This window comes from Microbacterium oleivorans NBRC 103075 (assembly GCF_001552475.1).
GTDB classification, from domain to species: Bacteria; Actinomycetota; Actinomycetes; order Actinomycetales; family Microbacteriaceae; genus Microbacterium; species Microbacterium oleivorans.
In genome coordinates this window covers 54,694-76,140 of record NZ_BCRG01000002.1, presented here as the reverse complement: position 1 = coordinate 76,140, position 21,447 = coordinate 54,694, and the positions used below count along the sequence as shown (strand labels likewise).

Here is a 21,447-nt window from a genome sequence, read left to right as displayed (position 1 = left end):
GTCAGACCTCCGTCAGGGCGAGTGCATCGAGATCGCTCGGGCTCGCGAGCCGGCCGAGGACGGCCGTCGCCGCGGCGACCTGGGGCGAGACGAGGTGCGTGCGTCCGCCCTTGCCCTGGCGCCCCTCGAAGTTGCGGTTGCTCGTGGACGCGCAACGCTCCCCCGGGGCGAGCTGATCCGGGTTCATGCCGAGGCACATCGAGCACCCTGCGAAACGCCACTCGGCCCCGAAGTCGGTGAAGACCTTGTCGAGTCCTTCCGCCTCCGCCTCCAGGCGGACACGAGCGGACCCCGGCACCACCATGACGCGGACGCCCTCGGCCTTGGTCCGACCCTGCACGATCGAGGCGAACTGGCGCAGGTCCTCGATGCGGCTGTTCGTGCACGAGCCCATGAAGACGGCATCCACCGGCACTTCCTTCAGGGGTGTGCCGGGTGTGAGATCCATGTATTCGAGCGCGCGCTCGGCCGCGGCCCGTTCGTTGGGCTCGGTCATCGCGGCGGGGTCGGGGACGACGCCGCTCAGCATGACGCCCTGGCCGGGGTTCGTCCCCCAGGTGACGAACGGCTCCAGTTCGTCGGCGTCGAGGAAGACCTCGGCGTCGTAGACGGCGCCCTCGTCGGACGGGAGCGTCCGCCAGTAGGCGACGGCTTCGTCCCAGTCGGCGCCCTGGGGCGCGTGAGGCTTGTCCTTGACGTACGCGAACGTCGTCTCGTCGGGCGCGATCATTCCTGCGCGCGCGCCGGCTTCGATCGACATGTTGCACATCGTCATCCGACCCTCCATCGAGAGCGAACGGATCGCCGAACCGCGGAACTCGAGCACGTACCCCTGACCACCGTTGGCACCGATCTTCGCGATGATCGCGAGGATGACGTCTTTCGCGCTCACCCCCGGCTTCAGGGTTCCCTCGACGGTGATGGCCATCGTCTTGAACGGCTTGAGCGGCAGGGTCTGCGTCGCCAGCACGTGCTCGACCTCGCTCGTGCCGATGCCGAACGCCATCGCACCGAACGCGCCGTGCGTGGAGGTGTGCGAATCGCCGCAGACGACGGTGATGCCCGGCATCGTGAGGCCCAGCTGGGGACCCACGACGTGGACGATGCCCTGTTCCTTGTCGCCCAGCGAGTGGAGCCGGACGCCGAACTCCTCGGCGTTGCGCCGAAGGGTCTCGATCTGAGTGCGGCTCGTGAGGTCGGCGATCGGCTTGTCGATCTCGAGGGTCGGGGTGTTGTGATCCTCGGTCGCGATCGTGAGGTCGAGTCGACGCACGGGGCGCCCCTCGGCTCGCAGACCGTCGAAGGCCTGCGGGCTCGTCACCTCGTGCACGAGGTGGAGGTCGATGTAGATGAGGTCGGGGCTGCCGTCCTCACCCTTCACGACGAGGTGGTCGTCCCACACCTTCTCGGCGAGGGTCCGCGGACGTTCGGGAATCGTGCTCATGGTGTCTCCTGATGTCGGATGGCGCCCGCGACAGCCTCCGCGACGAGAGAGGGCTCAGAGCGAGGTCTCGTCGCGGCCGATAAGGAGTCGAGCGGTCCGCACGGCGTCAGACTATCACCGGCTCGCCGCAGCCGCCGATGCCCGCCGCGCCGTAACACCGCGTCTCACGACAGCCCCGCGAGGGATCCACCGTGGCACGCTGTGGGCTCTGAGGGACAGGAGACCGACGATGACCGAGAGAGATCGGGGCGGGTTCGCGACGCGCCAAGTGCATGTGGGGGCGGATGCCGCTCACGCCACCCCGCGCGCCCTGCCCATCCACCTCACCGCCGGCTTCACCTTCGACTCCTTCGATGATGCCGCCGCCCATTTCGGCGTTGGTGACGGGTTCGGCTACACGCGGACGGGCAACCCGACCGTCGAGGCGGTGGAGCGCAAACTCGCGTCGCTCGAAGGCGGAGCCGAAGCGCTGCTGGTCGCGTCCGGCCAGGCGGCGGTCGCGGTCGCGCTCCTCGGTCTCGTCGAGGCCGGGACTCACATCGTCAGCTCCACGCACATCTACGAAGGCACACGGGGCCTCCTCGTCGACAATCTCGCCCGCCTCGGCATCGCGACCACGTTCGTCGACGACATCGGTGATCCGGATGCCTGGCGCCGGGCGATCCGTCCCGAGACGCGCGTGCTCCTCGGTGAATCGATCGCGAACGCGCGCAACGACGTCCTCGACGTCGCAGCGATCGCGGCGGTCGGCGATGAGGTCGGCATCCCTCTGGTCATCGACAACACGTTCGCGACGCCCTACCTTCTGCGTCCTCTGGAACACGGCGCGGCCATCGTCGTCCACTCGGCGAGCAAGTTCTTGTCCGGTCACGGATCGGTGCTCGGCGGCGTCATCGTCGACGACGGCCGTTTCGACGCAGGGCGGACGGGACATCTGTTCCCACATCTCGCTCGCGGAGGCACGGACGGGTCCGCGAGCCTGTGGGACCGCCACGGCGGCCGGGCACGCATCGCGTACCTCCGGGAGAGCGTCGCCCCTCGATACGGCCCCACCCCCTCGCCCTTGACCGCCTTCTTCGTCGGCCAGGGGATCGAGACCTTGAGCCTCCGCGTCGAGCGCCAGTCCCGGAACGCGCTCGCCGTCGCCGAGTGGCTGTCGGCTCGAGCCGAGGTCGAGAGCGTCGACTACGCGGGGCTGCCCACTCACCCCACGCACGATCTTGCGAACACCTACCTCCACGGCGGCTACGGCTCGGTCTTCACCGTGACGCTCCGCGGGGGACTCACCGCGGCACGCGCCTTCGTCGAGGAGCTGTCGGTCATCACGCACATGACTCACCTGGGAGATGTGCGGTCGCTGGTGCTCCACCCGGGCTCCACGAGCCACGCGCGTCGACCGGCGGCGGAGAGGACGGCCCACGGGGTCCACCCGGGCACCCTGCGACTGTCCATCGGCATCGAGGAGGTCGACGACCTCATCGCCGATCTCGCGCGGGGACTCGAGGCGGCGGTATCCGTGGTGTCCACCGATGTGGCGGTCGTCGCGTGAGCCGGCAACAGCACTTCGGCTGGTTCCTCGCGCGGGGCTTCGGGCCGCACGGCTGGGGGCACCCCTCCCTCGATTGGGACTACGACTGGACTTCCCCCGCGCTCTACCAGCAGGCGGTCCGCACTCTCGAGCAGGCGGGATTCGACCTGCTGATCATCGAAGACGCACCCTCTCTCGGATCAGCGTCGACCATCGACCTGCGTGTGCGCCAGGCCTTCGGCGGCCCCAAGCTCGACCCCCTCCTGCTCGCCCCGTATCTGTTTGCCGCGACCGACCGCATCGGCATCGTCCCGACCGTGAATCCGGCCGCATACCTGCCGTACACGGCGGCCCGTCAGTTCGCGACCCTGCAGCACCTCAGCGGGCACCGGCTCGGCCTCAACGTCGTCACCGACACCGGGAGTGCGCGTCACTTCGGCACCGCCCCGCAGCTCGGTCACGACGCCGCCTACGACCGCGCCGAAGAATGGATGTCGGCGGTCGTCGCGCTGTGGCGGAGCTGGCCCGAGGGGGCCCTCATCGCCCACCCCGACGCGGGCCGCTACGCAGACGGCGCGCTGCTCCAGCCCACCCGTCACCGCGGCGAGTACTTCTCCTTCGACGGACCACTCAACGCGATCCCGTTCACCGACGGCGCGCCCGTCATCGTCTCCCCCGGGGGATCACCGCGAGGGCGGGGATTCGCGGGTGCCAATTCGGACGTACAGCTCGCCCTCGCTCCGATGACCGAGCAGTCCGTCCGCGCGTACCGCGGCCGCATCCATGACGCGGCGATCGCCGCGGGGCGTTCCCCGGACGACATCACGATCCTGTTCGCTATCCAGCCGACGGTCGTCTCCTCGGCCGAGGAGGCGGATCGGCTGGTCGCGGCGTCGCATCATCCCGACGATGACGTGCTCCGCCGGATCTCCGAGCGACAGTCGAGCGACCTCGAGACCGACCTCACCGGGCTCGACCTCGACCGCCCGCTGGACCGCGGGATCTTCGGCGAGCACGTCTCGCACGGCAGCATCCAGCGCTTGATCGGCACCCACGACGAGGATGCCTCCCTGCGCGAGATCCTCACCGCGCACGCGCGCCTGGGACGGATCCGCGATGGGTCCGGGTGGGTGGGGACGGCCGTCGAGCTCGCCGACCGCATCGAGGAGTACGGCACGTGGGGCAACGACGGTGTGCTCCTCTGGGGCGACCTGCACCCCGTGACGGTGCACCGCACGCTCGACGAGCTCGTGCCGATCCTGCGGCGGCGCGGCATCCTCCGTCGAGAGTACGAACCGACGCTTCGGGCGAACCTCCGCCCGTTCTGACGATCGAGCTCAGCGGGCGGCGTCGCCGTCGGACGGGTGCGAGTCGACCGAGCGCGGCGTGCCCTGCTCATCGGCGACGTCTTCGGCGTGACCCACCGGGGTCGGTCCCGTCGCAGGTACGGGCTCACGAAGGCCGTCACGGCGAGCGGCGATGAGGCTCGCGACCGTGGCGACGAGCATCGATGCGACGATGACGCCGAGCGACACCCAGGTCGAGATCTCCGGAGCCCACTCGATGTGTTCGCCGCCGTTGATGAAGGGGAGCTCGTTCTCGTGCATCGCATGCAGGACGAGCTTGACGCCGATGAACGCGAGGATGAATGCGATCCCGAAGTGCAGGTACTTGAGACGGTCGAGCAGACCGCCGAGCAGGAAGTACAGCTGCCGGAGCCCCATGAGTGCGAAGAGATTCGCCGTGAAGACGATGAACGGGCTCTGGGTGATGCCGAAGATCGCCGGGATCGAGTCGATCGCGAACAGCAGGTCGGTCATCCCGAGAGCGGCGAACACGATGATCATCGGCGTGAAGACCTTCTTGCCGTTGAGGACCGTGCGCACCTTCGCTCCGTCGTACTCATCGCTGACCGCGATACGGCGGCGGAGCAGGCGGACGATGAAGCTCTCCTTCTTCTCTTCGTCCTCGTCCTCGTCACCCGGGAACGCCTGGCGCCACGCGGTGTAGATGAGGAACGCCCCGAAGACGTAGAAGACCCAGCTGAACTGCTCGATGATCGCAGCACCCAGCAGGATGAAGATGCCGCGGAGGATCAGGGCGATGATGATGCCCACCATCAGCACCTTCTGCTGCGCCGCGCGCGGCACCGAGAACTGGCTCATGATCAGCACGAACACGAAGAGGTTGTCGATCGACAGGCTGTACTCCGTGAGCCACCCCGCGACGAACTGCCCCGCGTACTCGCCGTTGGTGACGGCCAGCATCAACAACGCGAACAGCAGCGCGAGCACGACGTAGAACACGACCCAAAGGGTCGATTCCTTCGTCGACGGGACGTGCGGACGCTTGATGATCAGCAGCAGGTCGGCGACGAGGATGAGGGTCAAGCCGACGAGCGAGCCGACCTCGAACCAGAGGGGAAGCTCCATGGGGACCTTTCATGCGGGGGCGAACCTAAGAGTACCTTTCGAGTTGTCTGAGACGATGCCGGGTGACGCGACACTCCCCCATCGACAGAACGAACGAGGATGCCATGGCCGACCCGCTCGCGAGGCGTGATGCGGACCTGGTGGCAGCCGCCGCGGGCGGTGACCAGCAGGCTTTCCGCGAGCTGTACCGCGCCTACGCGAGGCCCGTCTACTGGCTGGCACACGGCCTTCTCGGCGATACGGCGGATGCGGAGGATGTCATGCAGGAGACCTTCCTGGTCGCGTGGCGGAGACTTCCCACGCTCGACCTCGTCAGCGAGTCGCTCCTGCCGTGGCTGGTCACGATCTGTCGTTTTCAGAGCGCGAATCGGATGCGGCGCCAGCGCCGTGATCGGCTGAACACCGCAGGGGCGGTCGACGAGATGCTTCCCGCGACGGTGAACGTGGAGGAGCAGGTGATCGGCAGCGCGCTCGCGGAACGGGTCATCGCCGAACTCGGCACCCTCTCGCCGCTGGACCAGCAGATCTTCCACCTGTGCGCGACGGAGGGGTACGCGTATGCGGCTGCAGCGGAAGAGTTGGGCGTCTCGCACGCCGTCGTCCGCAACCGTCTGTCGCGGGTTCGGACGAAGCTCCGGACCGTCGTCGAAACGGAGGGGACATGACCGCAGAGGACATCCGGCTGCCCGAACTCATCCGGACCCGGCAGGACGAGATCGAACGAGCGCTCTTCGCCGAGATCGCGGCGTCGATGACCGACGCGCGCGAAACCTCGCGCCGCCGCGGTCGGCGGGCCTGGGCCTTTACAGGAGCTGCTGCCGCCGTGATCGTGGTCGCGGGGTTCGTCGGGCCGATGCTCGGCAACGTGAGTGGGGGTGCTTCGTCAGCGGGGAGCGCCGTCTCGGAGGAGTCTGCACCGCGGCCAGGCGAGGACGGGGGCGACGAGGGCGTCGAGATGAGCGGGGGCGGCACCACGGACCTCCAGGACTCGGGAACTCCGTCGACCGAGGTCGGACAGCGTGCCGTTGTCGCCCGTGCCCAGGCCACCCTCGAAGCCGACGACCCGGCCGCCGCCGCACAGGCGATCGGCGACCGAGCCGAGGCATCCGGAGGGTACGTCGAGTCGCTGAATGTCGCGGACGCCGCGGAGTCCACCGGCCGCGAAGCTGCGACGGGCCCCGGCGATGCACGGATCACGGTGCGGGTGCCGGCCTCCGGTCTCGCCTCATTCCTGACCGACCTCGAGGAACTCGGCACCGTCCGCGCGTCTCAGATCTCGCGGGAGGACGTCACGGCGGAGACGACCGATCTCCGGGCCCGGATCGAGGCGCTGGACGCCTCCGTCGACCGCCTGCGCGGCCTCATCACGGATGCCGCATCCACCAGCGACCTTCTCACCGCCGAGGACGCGCTCGCCCAGCGGCAGGCGGAACTCGACTCGCTCCGCGCCCAGGCGGAGACGCTCAAGGACGACGTGGCGCTGTCGAGCGCGACCGTGACGATCACTGCGCCGGGCCAGAGCGTCGCGGCCGACCCGCAGGGATTCGGGGATGGCCTCTCCACGGGATGGAACACCCTCGTCGTGACCCTCAACGGGATCGTCGTCGGACTCGGCTTCCTCCTCCCCTGGCTCGTCGTCGCCGGGATCGTCGTCGCGATCGTGCAGGTCGTTCGGCGCGTGCGACGCCGGCGCGCGTCGCGGTCCCCCGAAAGCTGACCTTCCGCGCCGACAACGACGAAGCCCTCGACCTGATGGTCGAGGGCTTCGTCAGTGTGGTGACCCCAGCGGGATTCGAACCCGCGTTACCGCCGTGAGAGGGCGGCGTACTAGGCCGCTATACGATGGGGCCGTACTTTTTCGTTCCCTCCTTGCGGAGGCAACCGTTCAATTATGCACGAGGTTCACAGCCCTGCAAAATCGGCATCGCCTTGCCTCCCGCCCCCCTCGTGGGTTGACTGGGACCATGCGCGTTACGAAGCACGAACATGCCTGTCTGCGACTCGACAGCGAGGGAAAGACCCTCCTCATAGATCCCGGTTCCTTCACCCTGCCGCTCGACGACCTCAACGACCTCGTAGGCGTCGTCCTCACCCATGAGCACCCCGATCACTGGACCCCCGCCCAGCTCGACGCCATCCTGTCGCAGGCGCCCGGTGTCCCCGTCTTCGGTCCGGAGGGTGTCGTGGCCGCGGCATCCGGATACGACGTCACGAAGGTCGATGTCGGAGACGAGGTGGAAGTCGGCCCCTTCCGCATGCGTTTCTTCGGCGGGACGCACAGCGTGATCCACGAGTCCATCCCGGTGATCGACAACCTGGGCGTCCTGGTCAACGACGACTTCTACTATCCCGGCGACTCCTACGCGGTGCCCGAAGGCATCGAGGTGGGCTTGCTCGCCGCCCCCGTCGGCGCCCCGTGGCTGAAGATCGGCGAGGCCATCGACTACGTGCTGGCGGTCAAGCCGCGGCGGGCCTTCGGTACCCACGACATGACCCTCTCCCGCGTCGGCCTCGCGATGCACCGGGACCGTCTCAAGTGGGCGACGGAGCAGAACGGCGGCGAGTTCCTCGAGCTCGAGCCGGGCCAGTCCGCCGACCTGTGATCTGACACACGAAAAGACGGATGCCGCGGGGCTCTCGCTCCGCGGCATCCGTCGTTCGTGGGGGTCGAGACTCACTCGGCGTCGTGGTCCGTCTCGATAAAGGCGACGAGCTTGTCCAGAGCCTCGTCGGCTCCGTCGCCCTCGGCCTTGAGCGTCACGACCGTGCCCTGGGTGGCACCGAGCCCCATGAGGGTCAGGATGCTGCCGGCGTTCTGGTCGGGTCCACCGGGCACGGCGATCGTGACGGGGACGCCCGTCTCTTTGACCGCCTGCACGAAGAGCTTGGCGGGGCGAGCGTGCAGTCCGGAGCTGCTCGCGACGGTTGCGGTCCGTTCGGCCATGGTGATTCTTCCTCCTTGAGTCGGTATCTCGAGACTATGCCGTGACGGCGACGGCGGGCACATCGACGTCGATCGGACGACGACGCGCGTAGCGCTTCAGCAGCACGACGGTGACGGCGCTGATGACAGTTCCGACGGCGATCGAGAACATCCACAGCCAGAAGTTGTCGATGGCGAAGAAGACGAACACGCCACCGTGCGGGGCACGGGAGGTGACGGCGAACGCCATCGACATGGCACCGGTCACCGCACCGCCCAACATGGCGGCCGGGATGACGCGGAACACGTCCGCCGCAGCGAACGGGATCGCTCCCTCCGAAATGAAGGCGGCGCCCAGCAGCCAGGCTGCTTTGCCGTTCTCGCGCTCGGGCTCCGTGAACAGCTTCCGGCCGAGGACGGTCGACGCGAGCGCCATGGCGAGCGGCGGTACCATACCGGCGGCCATGACCGCGGCCATGATCTGCAGATAGCGCTCGTCGCCGGCGATGCCCTGCGCGAGGTTCGCCGTGGCGAAGCCGTAGGCGACCTTATTGACCGGTCCGCCGAGGTCGAAGCACATCATGAGGCCGAGGATGACGCCGAGCAGAATGACGCCGGCTCCCGTAAGGCTGGACAGCCAGCCGTTCAGCGCGACCGACAGCGCGGCGATGGGTCCACCGAACACCATGAGGAGCAGACCCGACGCGAAAATCGAGCCGAGGAGCGGGATGATGACGACCGGCATGAGACCACGCAGCCAGCGCGGGACCTCGAGGCGGTTGAGCCACCAGGCGGCGAGACCGGCGAGAAGACCGCCGACGATGGCACCGATGAAGCCCGCGCCCATGAAGCTCGCGACGGCACCCGCGACGAATCCAGGCGCGATGCCGGGACGGTCGGCGATGCCGTAGGCGATGTAACCCGCCAGGGCCGGCACCAGGAAGCCGAACGACAGCCCACCGATCTGGAACGCCACGGCGCCGAGGTAGTAGAGCAGGCCCTGATCGGGCAGATTCCAGAGGGTGAAGTTCTGGAGCGTGTACACCGCGTTGTTGACGTCCGTGCCTTCGTGCGGCGAGGCGATCTGGTAGCCCGCGAGCGCGAAGCCGAGAGCGATGAGGAGACCACCACCGGCGACGAACGGGATCATGTAGCTGACGCCGGTGAGCAGAGCGCGTCTCACCGTGCCACCGAGCGTGGTCGGCGCCGCACTCCCGGCCGATGCGGCCGCGCCCGCACCCGCACCGGGCACGCGCGCCGCGTTCGGGTTCTTCGCCGCGGCGACGGCCTCGCGCAGCATCTGCGCGGGCTGCTCGATGCCGCGCTTGACGCCGGAGCGGACGACGGGCTTGCCGGCGAAACGCGCCTGCTCGCGGACGTCCACGTCGACGGCGAAGATGACGGCGTCCGCCTCGTCGATGATGCGCTGGTCGATGGCCTTGTAACCGCTCGACCCCTGAGGCTCGACGGTGAGGTCGACGCCCTCCTTCTGGCCCGTCGCAGTGAGCGCGTCGGCGGCCATGAAGGTGTGGGCGATGCCCGTCGCGCAGGCGGTCACGGCGACGATCCGCGCGGGGCGCCCGTTGATCATGAGTGCGTCGTCGGCGGACGTCTCGGCCGTCGCGCGGGCGGTGGCGCGGGTCTCGGGCGCGGCGGCGGCGGGCGCGTCAGAGATCGCGTCGCGCACGATGGCGACGACCTCGTCCGCCGTCGTCGCGGCACGCAGCCCCGCGGTGAAGTCGTCGCGCATGAGGCTGCGGGCGAGCTTCGACAGCACGGCGAGGTGCTCCTCCGCCGCGGTGTCGGGAGCGGCGATGAGGAAGACGAGGTCTGCGCCGCCGTCTTCCGCGCCGAAGTCGACGCCGGGGCTCAGGCGGGCGAAGGCGAGCGAGGCCTGCGTCACCGCGGCGCTCTTCGCGTGCGGGATCGCGATACCACCGGGAAGGCCGGTTTCGTCCTTCTCCTCCCGCGCCCACGCGTCGGCGGCGAGGCGAGCACCGTCGGTGGCCCTCCCCTGCAACGCGACGCGCTGCGCCAGCGCCTCGATGACGGCGCGCTTGTCGGCGCCGAGCGGCTCGTCGATACTGACGAGTTCCGCGGTGATGATCTCAGTCACGGTGACCTCCAGTGGTCGGGTTGTCCTTCTGCAGAAGCCGTCGCACCGGCACGTCGCCGGTCGACAGGTCGTCAGGGGTCGGGGGTTGGGTGCCGGGCAACGAAGCCGCAGCGGATCCATAGCGGATGCCGGAGCGCAGCCTGTCCTCGGGTTCAGCGCCGGCGGTCTCGGCGAGCAGATATCCGGCGAGCGAACTGTCGCCCGCTCCGACGGTGCTGCGCACCCGGGTCGGCGGGGGCGTGCCGTGCCACGAGCCGTCGGGTGTCACGAGGACCGCCCCGTCGCCGCCGAGGGTGACGAGGGCGGCGCCCACGGACGCGGGGACGAGAGCCGCGGCGATATCGGCGACCGCGTCGGGGAGGGCGAGTGCAGCATCCACATCGCGTCCGACGAGCTCGGCGAGCTCCTCGTCGTTGGGCTTGATGAGGTCCGGCCGGCCCGAGGCGACGGCGGCGGCCAGCGCCGCACCCGACGTGTCGACGGCAATGCGCGGAGCGGCCGCGCCCCAGGCGGACCGCACAGCGCCGATGACCTGGACGTAGTAGTCGTCGGGCAGTCCGGGAGCGAGCGAACCTGCCAGCACGAGCCACAACGCGCCCTCGGAGGCGGCGACGACCGCGGCTGTGAGGGCCGCGGCATCCTCGGCGGTGAACGCCGCCCCGGGCAGGTTGAGTTTCGTCGTGACACCCGCCGCGTCGGCGATCGTGACGTTCGCACGGGTCGCGCCGTCGTGCGCGACGGTGTGGACGTTGATCCCGGTCGCGTCGAGCGCGCCGGCGAACGGGTCGGTCGGATCGAGCGGAAGCACGGCGAGGGTGGGGCGGGATGCCGCGGCCACCACGCGGGCCACGTTGATGCCCTTGCCCCCGGCATCCTCCCGAGCGCTCAGGGCGCCCTGGACCTCGCCGACGCGCAGCGGTGCCTCGAGGGCGATCGTGCGGTCGAGCGAGGGGTTCGTTGTCAGGGTGACGATCATGCGATCTGGACCTCCACATCGGCCTCGCGAAGGGCCTCGGCGAGAACACCCGACGGCGCCGTGTCGGTCAGCAGGACATCGACATCGGACAGGGAAGCGAACGAGACGAGAAGCTCCGCGTCGAACTTGTCGGCGTCCGCGACGACGACGATCCGTCGCGCTGACGCCACGATCGCCCGCTTCACCGCAGCCTCGTCGGGGTCGGGGGTGCTGAGGCCGAAGCCGGCGGCGACACCGTTCGTGCCGATGAAGGCGATGTCGGGGCGCAGGCGCGAGATGGCCTCCACGGTCTGGGCGCCGACCGCTGCGGCGGTCAGTCCGCGGACGCGACCGCCGATGGCGGTCAAGCCGATGCCCTGTGCGCCCGCGAGCGTATGGGCCACGGACATGGAGTGCGTCACGACCTCGAGATCGCCTGCGGGGTGGGGGCCGGTCGCGAGGAGCTGCGCGATCGCGCCCGTCGTCGTGCCGGCGTCGAGGTACAGCGCTCCGTCGAGCTCGGAACCGAGCAGGTCGACGGCGGCGCGAGCGATGGTCTGCTTGGAGCCGCTGCGCTGCACGGAGCGTTCTGCGACGGAAGCCTCGGCGGTGCTGGCACGGGTGCGGTGCACGGCGCCGCCGTGAACACGGCGGACGACACCGACGCGCTCGAGGGCTGCAAGGTCGCGGCGGACGGTTTCGGTCGTCACACCGAAGCGATCGGCGAGGTCGAGCACGGCGACGCGACCGTCAGTGGCGATCAGCTGCTCGATCTGCTGCTGGCGCTCCGTTGCGTACATGTGGTCCTCCTCGAACAAGACCACACGTTACAACAGAAACCAACACGAAACAAGAATGCGGTAAAGAACGACGCCCCCGGCCGAAACCGGGGGCGTCGTCGAGGTGGAGGAAGGCTCAGGCCTCGCTCATCGCGAGGACCTCGCGCTGACCACGAGCCGCGAGCGCGGCAGCACGAGCGGCGATGCGTCGCTCCTGCTCTGCCTGGCCGGCGTCGATGGTCTCCTGATCGAGCGGGACGCTCTCGACCTTGTTCACGCCGTTGTACTTCTCCATGTAGGCGTCGAGCTCGGGACCGGACTCCCACGACGTGATGAGGCAGTACCGGGGCGCGTCGCCCGGGTGGTATGCGGCGTGCCAGAGACGCTGCGTGTCGATGACGAGCTGGGCGCCGGCGGGAAGGGCGATCCGGGTTTCGCCATTCGGGTCGGTGCGGTTGTCGCGAAGGACGAAGAAGCTGTCCTTGTCATCGGTCAGGTTGAAGAAGCTGCGGACGACCCAGCCGGTGCCGTCGGGGTTCAGACGGTTGTTGTCATCCTGGTGCAGGTTGTACAGCGCGTCGGCGTACGTGTTCGGCTGCAATTCGATGATGCGGCAGCGACCGACGTTCGAGCCGGGCTCGAGCGCACGGTCGGTCAGCGTGGGCGCCTTCTCGGTCTGCGACGGAATCCAGACGCCATCCTTGTCGGTGCGCGGCGGCTGGTGGTTCCAGAAGCCGTTGCATTCGATCTCGCCCTTGGCGGACGCGAGCGGCGCGAACCGGGTGTCGCCGGAGGACTTCCAGTCGACGTACTCGATGTCCATCCATTCCTTGGGATCGATTTGCTTGCCGTACATGTCGAGGACGACGTACCCGGTCTCCTCGAGCAGAGCACTCTTGATGTAACCCATGCGGATCAACCTTTCTGTCGGGCGAGCGAAGTTTTTACAGGCCCGACTTAGGTAAGCCTACCTAGCAGCTCCGCGAGCCTCAGTAGACTCGACCGGTAAAATTCGACGAGCATTTCGGGGAACATGAGCACTGCTACGAACGTCGATGCGACAGCCGTCAACACGATCGACTGGCTCTCCGCCTCCGACACCACGATCGTCGTCCCCGTCTATCAACGGCAGTATCGATGGGACATCGGCGGGTGCGAGCAGCTGCTCGGCGACATCCGCGCCGTCGCCGACACCGAGGACGGCCAGACCCACTTCATCGGGTCGATCCTTTCGACGGCGAGTACCTCGGCGGCCGACGATGCTCACCTCGTCCTGATCGATGGCCAGCAGCGCGTGACGACCCTCATGCTTCTGATCGCGGCACTGCACCACACCCTTCGCGACGACGACCCCGCGCTGGCTGGCGAACTCGAGGCCGTCCTCGTGCGAAGCGACGAGCCGGGACGCACCAAGCTGCGCCCGCACCGCGCCTGGGCGGACGTCTTCGAGAGTGTGGTCCTCGATCGCCGCTCCCCCGCCGACGCCGACCGGGTTTCGCGCTTCGACGACAACTACGCGTTCTTCCGTAGCCAGATCCGCCCCGACGAGGCCGCCGGCATCTGGCGCGGCCTCCGCAAACTCGAGCACGTGTCGATCACCCTGGGCGGTCAGGCGAACGCGCAGCAGATCTTCGAGAGCCTCAACTCCACGGGCGAGCCTCTTCGCGACCACGAGCTCATCCACAACTACGTCCTCATGGGCCTCTCGCACAGCGAGCAGAGCGAGATCGAGAACGACTACTGGCTGCCGATCGAAGCGAACACCGGCGAGCAGATCGGGGCGTTTTGGCGCGACTACCTGGTCATGCTGACGGGCCGCGAAGTGCTCGTCGAGGGCGAGCGCGGTGTGTACGACGCGTTCCGCCACGAGTTCCCGCGGCTCGATCTCGACACCCTCCGGGGACACGCCCTCCAGTGGCGGGAGTTGTCGGAGATCTACCGACTCCTCCTCGATCCCGCCTCGGCGACGGATGCCGGTGTCGGGCGACACTTCGGAGCGATCAACACCCTCGGGCGTGGCATGTACCCGATCGCCATGCGCCTGTATCGCGATCACCTGCACGGCGAGCTGGCGGCATCCGATCTGTTCGTCGCCCTCACCCATGTCGAATCCCTCCTGCTGCGGCGGACCGTCGTCGGGTTGCCGATCGATCGCCTCGTCGCGCGCTTCTGCCGCGCGGCCGACGACGGCATGGACGCGCTCGTCCACGCGATCGCGCGCATCACGCCGTCCGATGAGCGCACGCGGGTCGGCCTGCGCTACGGGGAACTGCCCCACGCAGGGTTCGTCCTCGCGCGGCTCGCGGGCGTCGACGCCGACGCGGAACTGGATCTCGATCACGTGCTGCCGGTCACACCGTCGGATGACTGGACGGGTGACGGCGCCCGTCGGTGGGCGGACTTCAGCGACGACGAGCAGAACGCGCACCGCGCACTCGTGGGAACCCTCGGGAACCTCACCCTCCTGGAAGCCGATGCCTTCGAGCGTGTCTTCGATGCGACCTTCCCCGTCAAGCGCTCCAGTTACGCCGCCAGCCGGCTCGAGGTCACGCGCCGGATTGCGGATGCCGAGGCGTGGTCGACGGCGCAGATCGCCGCTCGCACGGAGGAGCTGACGGCTCGCTTCATGGAGGCGTGGCCTCGCCCGGCCGTCGTCGGGATCGACGATGACAACCTGACCCCGATCCTCGATGCGAAAAAGCGTGGCGGGTGGCCGCGGGGTTGGCAGCGAGAGTTCGACTACGTCGAGTACCGCGGTGAGCACTGGGACGTGCGCGACGTGCGGTATCTGTTCAACCGGGTGTTCGCCAGACTGTGGGCGGACTCGCGGAAGAGCGTCGTGGACTACAGCGCCCGTCGAGGCGGCCCGGTCTACCCCGCGATGGCCTGGAACGGACAATGGGATCAGCTCGGTGAGGGTCAGTACCTCTACATGGGCTGGGATTCGAAGTACATGCTCTCCGCTGTGCAGGGAGTGCTCGAAGAAGCCGGCTGGGCGTCAGAGGTCTTCATCAAGTACTCCTACATCGGCGACGCGATGCGCTGAGATCAGTCTCCGTCGCCGGAGCCCCCCTCGGGTGCAGGATCAACGGGGATCTCGACCCAGGTCGCTGTGACGGGCGCCTCGGAGAGGAGATCCGGCGACCAGTCCCCCGCGGTCGGTCCGTCACCCAGTCGTTCGACGGGGCTTCGCGGGTCGAACGGTTCGGACGGCAGCCCGCCCCATTCCGACGGTTCTTCCGGTCGCTGAGTGAAGAGTCCCATGCGACCATTGTGCGCCTGCGCGGAGCGTGGGAACACCTCTCAAGGCAAAAGCAAAAACCCCCGCCGGAGCGGGGGTTTTTCATCTTGCTGGGGTACCTGGACTCGAACCAAGAACAACGGAACCAGAAACCGCCGTGTTGCCAATTACACCATACCCCAAGGGATCCGGCCGAAACCGTTCCGAGGGTCAAGCTTAGCCCACGGCGCGGTCCCGGCCAAACCGAGGCGTCAGCCGCGTGTCGCCCGCAGCCGCTCGAGGCGAGCGATCGACACGTCCTTGCCCAGCAGCTCCATCGACTCGAAGAGGGGCGGCGAGATCCGACGTCCACTCAGCGCCACGCGGGCGGGTCCGTACGCCACCCGCGGCTTCAGACCGAGCCCGTCGATGAGCGCGCCGGCGAGGGCCGCCTGGATCGCCTCGGCGTGGAATTCCTCGGCAGGAACACCCTGGAGCGCGGCGACGGATGCTTCGAGGACCTCCGCCGCGTTCGCGGGGAGTCCCTTGAGTGCGTCCTCGTCGTAGGAGTCCACGTCGCGGAAGAGGAAACCGAGGAGCCCCGGCGCCTCGCCCAGCATCTGCATGCGTTCCTGGACGAGCGGCGCCGCCTTCGTCAGCATCTCGCGCTGAGCGTCGGTGGGGGGTGTGCTGACGACGCCGGCGCCGACGAGGTACGGAACCAGGCGCGACGCGAAGTCTTCGGGCGCCAGCATCCGGATGTGGTCACCGTTGATCGACTCGGCCTTCTTCTGGTCGAAGCGGGCCGGATTCGGGTTGACGTTGACGATGTCGAACGCCTCGATCAGTTCCTGACGCGAGAACACGTCGCGGTCGGCCGCGATCGACCAGCCAAGAAGCGAGAGATAGTTCAAGAGCCCCTCGTGGATGAAGCCCTTCTCGCGCTGCAGGAACAGGTCGGCCTTCGGGTCGCGCTTGGAGAGCTTCTTCGTGCCCTCCTCCCCGAGGACGAGGGGCATGTGCGCGAAGCGCGGGACGAAGTCGGTGACACCCGCGTCGACGAGGGCGCTGTACAGCGCGAGCTGACGAGCGGTCGACGGCATGAGGTCCTCGCCGCGGAGGACGTGCGTGATGCCCATGAGAGCGTCGTCGACCGGGTTCGTGAACGTGTACAGCGGGATCCCGCCCGCACGCACGATCACGAAGTCGGGGAAAGACCCTGCCGGGAAGGTGACTTCACCGCGGATGAGGTCGACATAGGTGACGTCCTCCGCGGGCACACGAAGACGCCACGCGGGCTCCCGACCCTCCGCACGGAAGGCGGACTTCTGCTCATCGGTCAGCGTCCGGTCGTAGTTGTCGTAGCCCAGCTGCTTCGCGCGCCCGGCCGCGGCATTGCGCGCATCGATCTCGTCCGCCGTCGAGTAGGACTCGTACACGGCGCCGCTGGCGATGAGCTTGTCGAGGACCTCGCGGTAGATGTCGTGGCGCTGCGACTGCCGGTACGGCTCGTGCGGGCCGCCCTTCTCGACGCCTTCGTCCCAGTCGATCTCGAGCCACGTCAGCGCGTCGACGAGCTGGCGGTAGCTCTCCTCGCTGTCGCGCGCGGCGTCGGTGTCCTCCACGCGGAAGATCATCTTGCCGCCGGTGTGTCGCGCGTAGGCCCAGTTGAACAGGGCAGTGCGGACCATCCCGACGTGCGGGAGCCCCGTCGGCGAGGGGCAGAAGCGGACGCGGACGTCCGAGCCGGAAGCGGTCGTGGTCAAGGGGTGCGGTGCAGTGGACATCGCATCCCAGTCTACGACCGCAGCCCCTCCCCTTCCGAGACGTGAAGCGGGCTCAGCGCCGCGCGTACGGCGAAAGCACGGTGATCGCGATAACGACCGTGAGAGCCACCAGCGCGAGCCCGCCGTAGCCGATCAGACCGAGGATGCCGCCCGCCAGCACCGAGCCGATCGCGGCCGACAGGGTCATCGCCGTGTCACTCCGACCCTGCCTGAGCGGACGCAATTCGGTCGGCGTCGCCTCCGTCAAGAGGGCTGCGCCTCCGACGGTCGCCGCGCTCCAGCCGAGACCGAGGAGGAGGAGAGCGATCAGGACCGCCGTCGGAGAGTTCGGGGCGATCGCTGCCGTGACCAGCGAGGCCGCGAGAATCGCCTGGCCGAGGAGGATCGTTCGCAGACGGCCCCACCGGTCCGCGAGGATGCCGAAGACCGGCGACAACCCGTACATGCCGAACACGTGCAGGGCGATCGTGACTCCGACGATCGTCGTGACGTTCCGCGGGTCGAGATGCGAGAGATGGACGGGCGTCATCGCCATGACCGACGCCATCGTGACGTGAGAGCCCGCGACCGCGAACACCGCATACCTGGCGACGATGGGACGGTCGACCTCGACGATGCGCTGCGCCCCGGCATCCCGAGTACGGGCGATCCGCTGCGCGATCTTCAACGGATCCGGCCGCAGTGCGACGAGATAGAGCGTCAGGGCGAGGGTCTGCGCGACGATCGAGAAGGCGTACGAGCCGGTGAGGGGCGGCATCCCGAGCCAGTGCCCGACCGCCTCGCCGGGAGTCAACATGAGGGGCCCGACGACCCCGCCTACCGTCGTCGCCCAGACGACGGTGCCGAGATCGCGGCCGCGACGGCCCGGCTGAGAGAGGTCGGTCGCGGCGAAACGGGACTGCAGGTTGCCGGCGTTGCCGGCGCCGATCAGGATCACTCCGACCAACAGCAGCGGGAACAGGCGGAGCGCTGCGGACGTGATCACGACGGCGATCCCGACCAGCGCGAGCAGGTTGCCGAGGGTCAGCGCGCGCCGACGCCCCTGAGCGGCTGCGAGTCGCGCCAGCGGGATCGCACAGAGGGCTGCTCCGAGCGTGACGGATGCCGTCGCGAACCCTGACAGCGATTCCTCACCCGACAGGTCGGCAGCGAGAAGCGCGCCGAGCGACACGGTCGCTCCGAAGGCGACACCGCCGAGGATCTGACCGGCCGCGAGGACTCCGACGGTCCGCCGCTGGATGCGGGCGACATCGCCCGCCGTCGTGGAGAGGAGCTCTCCGTCAGGCATTCCGCGCCGTGTTGCGCAGGATGCCGAGTCCCGAGATCTCCACTTCGACGACGTCTCCGGCCCCGAACTCGCCGATGCCCGCGGGCGTGCCGGTGAGGATCACATCGCCGGGCAGCAGCGTGAACGCCGCAGACGCGTAGGCGATGATGTCGGGAACCGAGTGGACCATGTCCGAGATCGGACCATCCTGGCGGACCTCGCCGTTCACGCGGGTCACGATGCGGGCACCGCCGTCGAGATCGAATTCCGTCTCGATGATCGGTCCCAGCGGGCAGAACGTGTCGAACCCCTTGGCACGCGACCACTGGCCGTCGGACTTCTGCAGGTCTCGCGCCGTGACGTCGTTGCCGATCGTGTAGCCGAAGACGTAGTCGAGCGCCCTGTCGGCCGGCACGTTCTTCGCCACGCGGCCGATGACGACAGCGAGCTCCCCCTCGTAATCGGTGCGCCGCGACTGTGACGGACGGACGATCGCATCATCCGGACCGATTACCGAGGTGTTGGGCTTCAGGAACAGCAGCGGCTCGCCGGGCGCCTCGCCACCCATCTCGGCGGCGTGGTCACGGTAGTTCTTGCCGACGCAGACGATCTTCGATCTCGGGATGGACGGCGCGAGAAGAGTGATCTCGGCGAGCGGGATCCGCTCCCCCGTCGTCTCGAACCCGGCGAAGAGGGGATCACCGGCAAGCTCGACGACCTCCTTCTCGTCGATGATTCCGTAGCGGATGGCCTCGTTGCGGCTGTAGCGGACGATGCGCATGGGTCAACCGTCCAGCCGCGTCAGCCAGCCGTGCACGTCCTCGGCGCGACCGTATTGAATGTCGGTGAGGTGCTGACGAAGCTCCAGGGCGAGCGTCCCTGTCGGCTGGGCATCCTCGAAGTCGGTGGCCATCAGTGCGCCGATGGGCGTGACGACCGCGGCCGTGCCGCAGGCGAATACCTCGACGATGTCACCGGAGGCCACGCCATCGCGCCACTCGGTGAGGGAGACCGGGCGGCGCTCGACGCGGTGCCCGCGGTCTTCGGCCAGCTGCAGGATCGAGTCGCGCGTAATGCCGGCGAGGATCGACTCCGACTCAGGGGTCACGAGCGTGCCGTCCTTCATCACGAAGACCACGTTCATGCCACCGAGTTCTTCGACGTTGCCGTCTTCGTCGAGGAAGACGACCTGGTCGCAGCCTTTCTCGTAGGCCTCGGCCTGGGGCAGCAGGCTGGCCGCGTAGTTGCCGCCCGTCTTGGCCGCACCGGTGCCGCCCCTGCCTGCGCGGGCATAGTCCTCGCTCAGCCAGATCTTCACGGGGCTGACCCCGCCCTTGAAGTAGGCGCCGGCAGGGCTGGCGATCAGGTAGTAGGCCACCTTCTGCGCGGGGCGCACCCCCAGGAACGCTTCCTTGGCGAACATGAAGGGACGGAGGTAGAGGCTCTGGTCGTCTCCTGACGGGACCCAGTCACCGTCGACGGCGATGAGTTCGCGCAGCGACTGCAGGAAGTACTCCTCGGGCAGCTCGGGAAGCGCCATTCGCCGCGCCGAGCGCTGCAGCCGGCGCGCGTTCTGCTCGGGACGGAACGTGTGGATCGATCCGTCGGCATGGCGGTAGGCCTTGATGCCCTCGAAGATCTCCTGGCCGTAGTGCAGCACGGCGGCGGCCGGCGACAGCGAGATGGGACCGTACGGCGAGACGCGCGGACGGTGCCAGCCGCCCTTCGACGACCAGCAGATGTCGACCATGTGGTCGGTGAAGTTCGTGCCGAACCCGGGGTTGGCGAGGATCTCCTCGCGGGCGGACGGCGAGACCGCGGCCAGATTCTTCGTCACCGAGAAGGTGAGCGGTGCGGCGGTCGAGTCGGTGAGGGTCATGTCAGTCCTGTTCCTCGCGCGGGGGCTGCGCGACGCGCATCCCCTCAGATTACGCCCGGAGGCGTGCGGTGATGGCGTCGCCGACCTGCGCGGTCGTGCGGGCGGAGCCGTCCCTGGCTTCGATGTCTTCTCGGGCGGCGCGGGTGACGCGCTGCGCTTCGTCGCTCAGCTCGAGGTGGTCGAGCAGGAGGGCGACGGAGAGGATCGCGGCGGTGGGATCGGCGATCTGCTGTCCGGCGATGTCCGGCGCGGAACCGTGCACGGGCTCGAACATCGACGGGAACGCACCGTCGGGGTTGATGTTCCCCGAAGCGGCGAGGCCGATGCCTCCGGTGACGGCGCCGGCCAAGTCGGTCAGGATGTCACCGAAGAGGTTGTCGGTGACGATCACGTCGAAGCGGCCCGGGTTCGTGACCAGGAAGATCGTCGCCGCGTCGACGTGCAGGTAGTCTACGGCGACGTTCGGGTGCTCCGATGCCACCTCATCGACGATCCGCTTCCACATGCCGCCCGCGTGGACGAGGACGTTCGTCTTGTGCACGAGGGTCAGCTTGTTCCGACGCTTCTCGGCCTGAGCGAAGGCGAATCGCACCACTCGCTCGATGCCGAAGGCGGTGTTGACAGACGTCTCGTTCGCGATCTCGTGGGGCGTGCCGGTGCGGATCGAACCGCCGTTGCCGACGTAGGGCCCCTCGGTGCCCTCGCGGACGACGACGAAATCGATCTCACCGGGTTCTGCCAACGGACCGGGCGCACCCGGGTAGAGCACCGAGGGGCGGAGGTTCACGTAGTGGTCGAGCGCGAACCGGAGCTTGAGAAGCAGACCCCGCTCGATGTTGGCGTCCTTGAGGCGCGGGTCGCCCGGCATCCCGCCCACCGCACCGAGGAGGATGGCGTCGTGGGATGCGACCGCGGCGAGGTCTTCGTCGGTGAGCGTGTCGCCCGTCTCGAGGTAGCGGGCGGCGCCGAGGGAGAACCGCGTCTTCTCGAACGTGACCTCCGCGCTCTCGGTGACGGCGTCGAGCACCTTCTCGGCCTCGGCGATGACCTCTGGGCCGATGCCGTCTCCGGGGATGACGGCCAGCTTCACGACGCGCGACATCGCTCTCCTCGTTGT

Annotated in this window: 19 protein-coding genes and 2 tRNA genes; 6 read left to right on the top strand and 15 right to left on the bottom strand. The window is 68.4% G+C overall.

The genetic code is table 11. The annotated features are described in order from the left end of the window. Position 1: 1 nt before the first annotated feature. Complete coding sequence (gene leuC, locus MO1_RS02920) at positions 2-1,444, bottom strand: 3-isopropylmalate dehydratase large subunit (RefSeq protein ID WP_060915180.1); 1,443 nt, start codon at positions 1,442-1,444, stop codon at positions 2-4. 229 nt (positions 1,445-1,673) lie between these two features. On the opposite strand from leuC, the gene MO1_RS02915 reads away from it, so the two are divergent. Both MO1_RS02915 and MO1_RS02910 read left to right on the top strand, forming a co-directional pair. Further along, entirely contained in the window at positions 1,674-2,993 is a 1,320-nt protein-coding gene (locus MO1_RS02915) for an O-acetylhomoserine aminocarboxypropyltransferase/cysteine synthase family protein (protein ID WP_060915179.1), read from the top strand. After that, complete coding sequence (locus MO1_RS02910) at positions 2,990-4,300, top strand: LLM class flavin-dependent oxidoreductase (protein WP_060915178.1); 1,311 nt, start codon at positions 2,990-2,992, stop codon at positions 4,298-4,300. The genes MO1_RS02915 and MO1_RS02910 overlap by 4 nt, the downstream gene beginning before the upstream one ends. Positions 4,301-4,309: 9 nt before the next feature. Here MO1_RS02910 and MO1_RS02905 read toward each other — a convergent pair whose 3' ends face one another. Next, complete coding sequence (locus MO1_RS02905) at positions 4,310-5,404, bottom strand: TerC family protein (protein ID WP_060915177.1); 1,095 nt, start codon at positions 5,402-5,404, stop codon at positions 4,310-4,312. A gap of 104 nt (positions 5,405-5,508) precedes the next feature. Here MO1_RS02905 and MO1_RS02900 point away from each other — a divergent pair, with 104 nt between their 5' ends. Next, complete coding sequence (locus MO1_RS02900; RefSeq protein WP_036309252.1) at positions 5,509-6,069, top strand: RNA polymerase sigma factor; 561 nt, start codon at positions 5,509-5,511, stop codon at positions 6,067-6,069. After that, positions 6,066-7,121 carry a DUF4349 domain-containing protein gene (locus MO1_RS02895; RefSeq protein ID WP_060915176.1) on the top strand — a complete coding sequence of 352 codons (1,056 nt, stop codon included), beginning with the start codon at positions 6,066-6,068 and terminating at the stop codon, positions 7,119-7,121. Before MO1_RS02900 ends, MO1_RS02895 begins: the two co-directional genes overlap by 4 nt. Before the next feature lie 57 nt (positions 7,122-7,178). Here the strand turns inward: MO1_RS02895 and MO1_RS02890 are convergent. Then, a tRNA-Glu gene (locus tag MO1_RS02890) sits at positions 7,179-7,254 on the bottom strand. 114 nt (positions 7,255-7,368) lie between these two features. Here MO1_RS02890 and MO1_RS02885 point away from each other — a divergent pair. Then, positions 7,369-8,007, top strand: coding sequence for an MBL fold metallo-hydrolase (locus MO1_RS02885; protein WP_060915175.1), 639 nt, complete (start codon positions 7,369-7,371; stop codon positions 8,005-8,007). A 71-nt stretch (positions 8,008-8,078) separates the two neighbouring features. On the opposite strand, the gene MO1_RS02880 is transcribed toward MO1_RS02885, so the two are convergent. The 5 genes from MO1_RS02880 to MO1_RS02860 form a co-directional block, all read right to left on the bottom strand. Then, the gene (locus MO1_RS02880) at positions 8,079-8,348 is read right to left on the bottom strand and encodes an HPr family phosphocarrier protein (protein ID WP_036309257.1); all 270 of its coding nucleotides are present in this window, start codon (positions 8,346-8,348) and stop codon (positions 8,079-8,081) included. Between the two features lie 34 nt (positions 8,349-8,382). Then, the gene (locus MO1_RS02875) at positions 8,383-10,443 is read right to left on the bottom strand and encodes a PTS fructose transporter subunit IIABC (RefSeq protein WP_036309258.1); all 2,061 of its coding nucleotides are present in this window, start codon (positions 10,441-10,443) and stop codon (positions 8,383-8,385) included. Beyond that, positions 10,436-11,419 (bottom strand): 1-phosphofructokinase family hexose kinase, encoded by a 984-nt coding sequence (locus tag MO1_RS02870; protein ID WP_060915174.1) that lies wholly within the window; start codon positions 11,417-11,419, stop codon positions 10,436-10,438. The genes MO1_RS02875 and MO1_RS02870 overlap by 8 nt, the downstream gene beginning before the upstream one ends. Continuing rightward, a complete protein-coding gene (locus tag MO1_RS02865; protein WP_060915173.1) occupies positions 11,416-12,198 on the bottom strand; it encodes a DeoR/GlpR family DNA-binding transcription regulator in 783 nt (260 codons plus the stop codon). The genes MO1_RS02870 and MO1_RS02865 overlap by 4 nt, the downstream gene beginning before the upstream one ends. 115 nt (positions 12,199-12,313) lie before the next feature. Next, positions 12,314-13,087, bottom strand: a complete 774-nt coding sequence (locus MO1_RS02860) for a hypothetical protein (protein ID WP_036309263.1) — start codon at positions 13,085-13,087, stop codon at positions 12,314-12,316. A 123-nt stretch (positions 13,088-13,210) separates the two neighbouring features. Here MO1_RS02860 and MO1_RS02855 point away from each other — a divergent pair, with 123 nt between their 5' ends. Continuing rightward, on the top strand, positions 13,211-15,223 hold the full coding sequence (locus tag MO1_RS02855; protein ID WP_060915172.1) for a DUF262 domain-containing protein: 2,013 nt from the start codon (positions 13,211-13,213) through the stop codon (positions 15,221-15,223). Positions 15,224-15,225: 2 nt separating this feature from the next. Here MO1_RS02855 and MO1_RS02850 read toward each other — a convergent pair whose 3' ends face one another. The 7 genes from MO1_RS02850 to MO1_RS02820 all read right to left on the bottom strand — a co-directional run bounded on the left by MO1_RS02850 (position 15,226) and on the right by MO1_RS02820 (position 21,432). Then, positions 15,226-15,441 (bottom strand): hypothetical protein, encoded by a 216-nt coding sequence (locus tag MO1_RS02850; protein WP_036309267.1) that lies wholly within the window; start codon positions 15,439-15,441, stop codon positions 15,226-15,228. Between the two features lie 87 nt (positions 15,442-15,528). Then, positions 15,529-15,600 (bottom strand) — tRNA-Gln (locus tag MO1_RS02845). Positions 15,601-15,669: 69 nt separating this feature from the next. Then, entirely contained in the window at positions 15,670-17,184 is a 1,515-nt protein-coding gene (gene gltX, locus MO1_RS02840) for a glutamate--tRNA ligase (protein WP_036309269.1), read from the bottom strand. Positions 17,185-17,236: 52 nt separating this feature from the next. After that, complete coding sequence (locus MO1_RS02835) at positions 17,237-18,472, bottom strand: MFS transporter (RefSeq protein WP_060915171.1); 1,236 nt, start codon at positions 18,470-18,472, stop codon at positions 17,237-17,239. Next, positions 18,465-19,232 (bottom strand): fumarylacetoacetate hydrolase family protein, encoded by a 768-nt coding sequence (locus MO1_RS02830; protein WP_060915170.1) that lies wholly within the window; start codon positions 19,230-19,232, stop codon positions 18,465-18,467. Before MO1_RS02830 ends, MO1_RS02835 begins: the two co-directional genes overlap by 8 nt. A 3-nt stretch (positions 19,233-19,235) precedes the next feature. Beyond that, complete coding sequence (locus MO1_RS02825; RefSeq protein ID WP_036309274.1) at positions 19,236-20,330, bottom strand: branched-chain amino acid aminotransferase; 1,095 nt, start codon at positions 20,328-20,330, stop codon at positions 19,236-19,238. A 49-nt stretch (positions 20,331-20,379) separates the two neighbouring features. Beyond that, positions 20,380-21,432: a 3-isopropylmalate dehydrogenase gene (locus MO1_RS02820; protein ID WP_060915169.1), complete on the bottom strand. Its 1,053-nt coding sequence runs from the start codon at positions 21,430-21,432 to the stop codon at positions 20,380-20,382. Positions 21,433-21,447: the final 15 nt, after the last annotated feature.

Excerpts from the sequence above, each read along its gene's own strand:
- MO1_RS02855 (WP_060915172.1), top strand. The coding sequence starts at position 13,211 with ATGAGCACTGCTACGAACGTCGATGCGACAGCCGTCAACACGATCGAC.
- MO1_RS02865 (WP_060915173.1), bottom strand. The coding sequence starts at position 12,198 with ATGTACGCAACGGAGCGCCAGCAGCAGATCGAGCAGCTGATCGCCACT.
- MO1_RS02895 (WP_060915176.1), top strand. The coding sequence starts at position 6,066 with ATGACCGCAGAGGACATCCGGCTGCCCGAACTCATCCGGACCCGGCAG.
- MO1_RS02830 (WP_060915170.1), bottom strand. The coding sequence starts at position 19,232 with ATGCGCATCGTCCGCTACAGCCGCAACGAGGCCATCCGCTACGGAATC.
- leuC (WP_060915180.1), bottom strand. The coding sequence starts at position 1,444 with ATGAGCACGATTCCCGAACGTCCGCGGACCCTCGCCGAGAAGGTGTGG.
- MO1_RS02915 (WP_060915179.1), top strand. The coding sequence starts at position 1,674 with ATGACCGAGAGAGATCGGGGCGGGTTCGCGACGCGCCAAGTGCATGTG.
- MO1_RS02885 (WP_060915175.1), top strand. The coding sequence starts at position 7,369 with ATGCGCGTTACGAAGCACGAACATGCCTGTCTGCGACTCGACAGCGAG.
- MO1_RS02905 (WP_060915177.1), bottom strand. The coding sequence starts at position 5,404 with ATGGAGCTTCCCCTCTGGTTCGAGGTCGGCTCGCTCGTCGGCTTGACC.
- MO1_RS02870 (WP_060915174.1), bottom strand. The coding sequence starts at position 11,419 with ATGATCGTCACCCTGACAACGAACCCCTCGCTCGACCGCACGATCGCC.
- MO1_RS02825 (WP_036309274.1), bottom strand. The coding sequence starts at position 20,330 with ATGACCCTCACCGACTCGACCGCCGCACCGCTCACCTTCTCGGTGACG.
- MO1_RS02880 (WP_036309257.1), bottom strand. The coding sequence starts at position 8,348 with ATGGCCGAACGGACCGCAACCGTCGCGAGCAGCTCCGGACTGCACGCT.
- MO1_RS02900 (WP_036309252.1), top strand. The coding sequence starts at position 5,509 with ATGGCCGACCCGCTCGCGAGGCGTGATGCGGACCTGGTGGCAGCCGCC.
- MO1_RS02820 (WP_060915169.1), bottom strand. The coding sequence starts at position 21,432 with ATGTCGCGCGTCGTGAAGCTGGCCGTCATCCCCGGAGACGGCATCGGC.
- MO1_RS02860 (WP_036309263.1), bottom strand. The coding sequence starts at position 13,087 with ATGGGTTACATCAAGAGTGCTCTGCTCGAGGAGACCGGGTACGTCGTC.
- MO1_RS02850 (WP_036309267.1), bottom strand. The coding sequence starts at position 15,441 with ATGGGACTCTTCACTCAGCGACCGGAAGAACCGTCGGAATGGGGCGGG.
- MO1_RS02835 (WP_060915171.1), bottom strand. The coding sequence starts at position 18,472 with ATGCCTGACGGAGAGCTCCTCTCCACGACGGCGGGCGATGTCGCCCGC.
- gltX (WP_036309269.1), bottom strand. The coding sequence starts at position 17,184 with ATGTCCACTGCACCGCACCCCTTGACCACGACCGCTTCCGGCTCGGAC.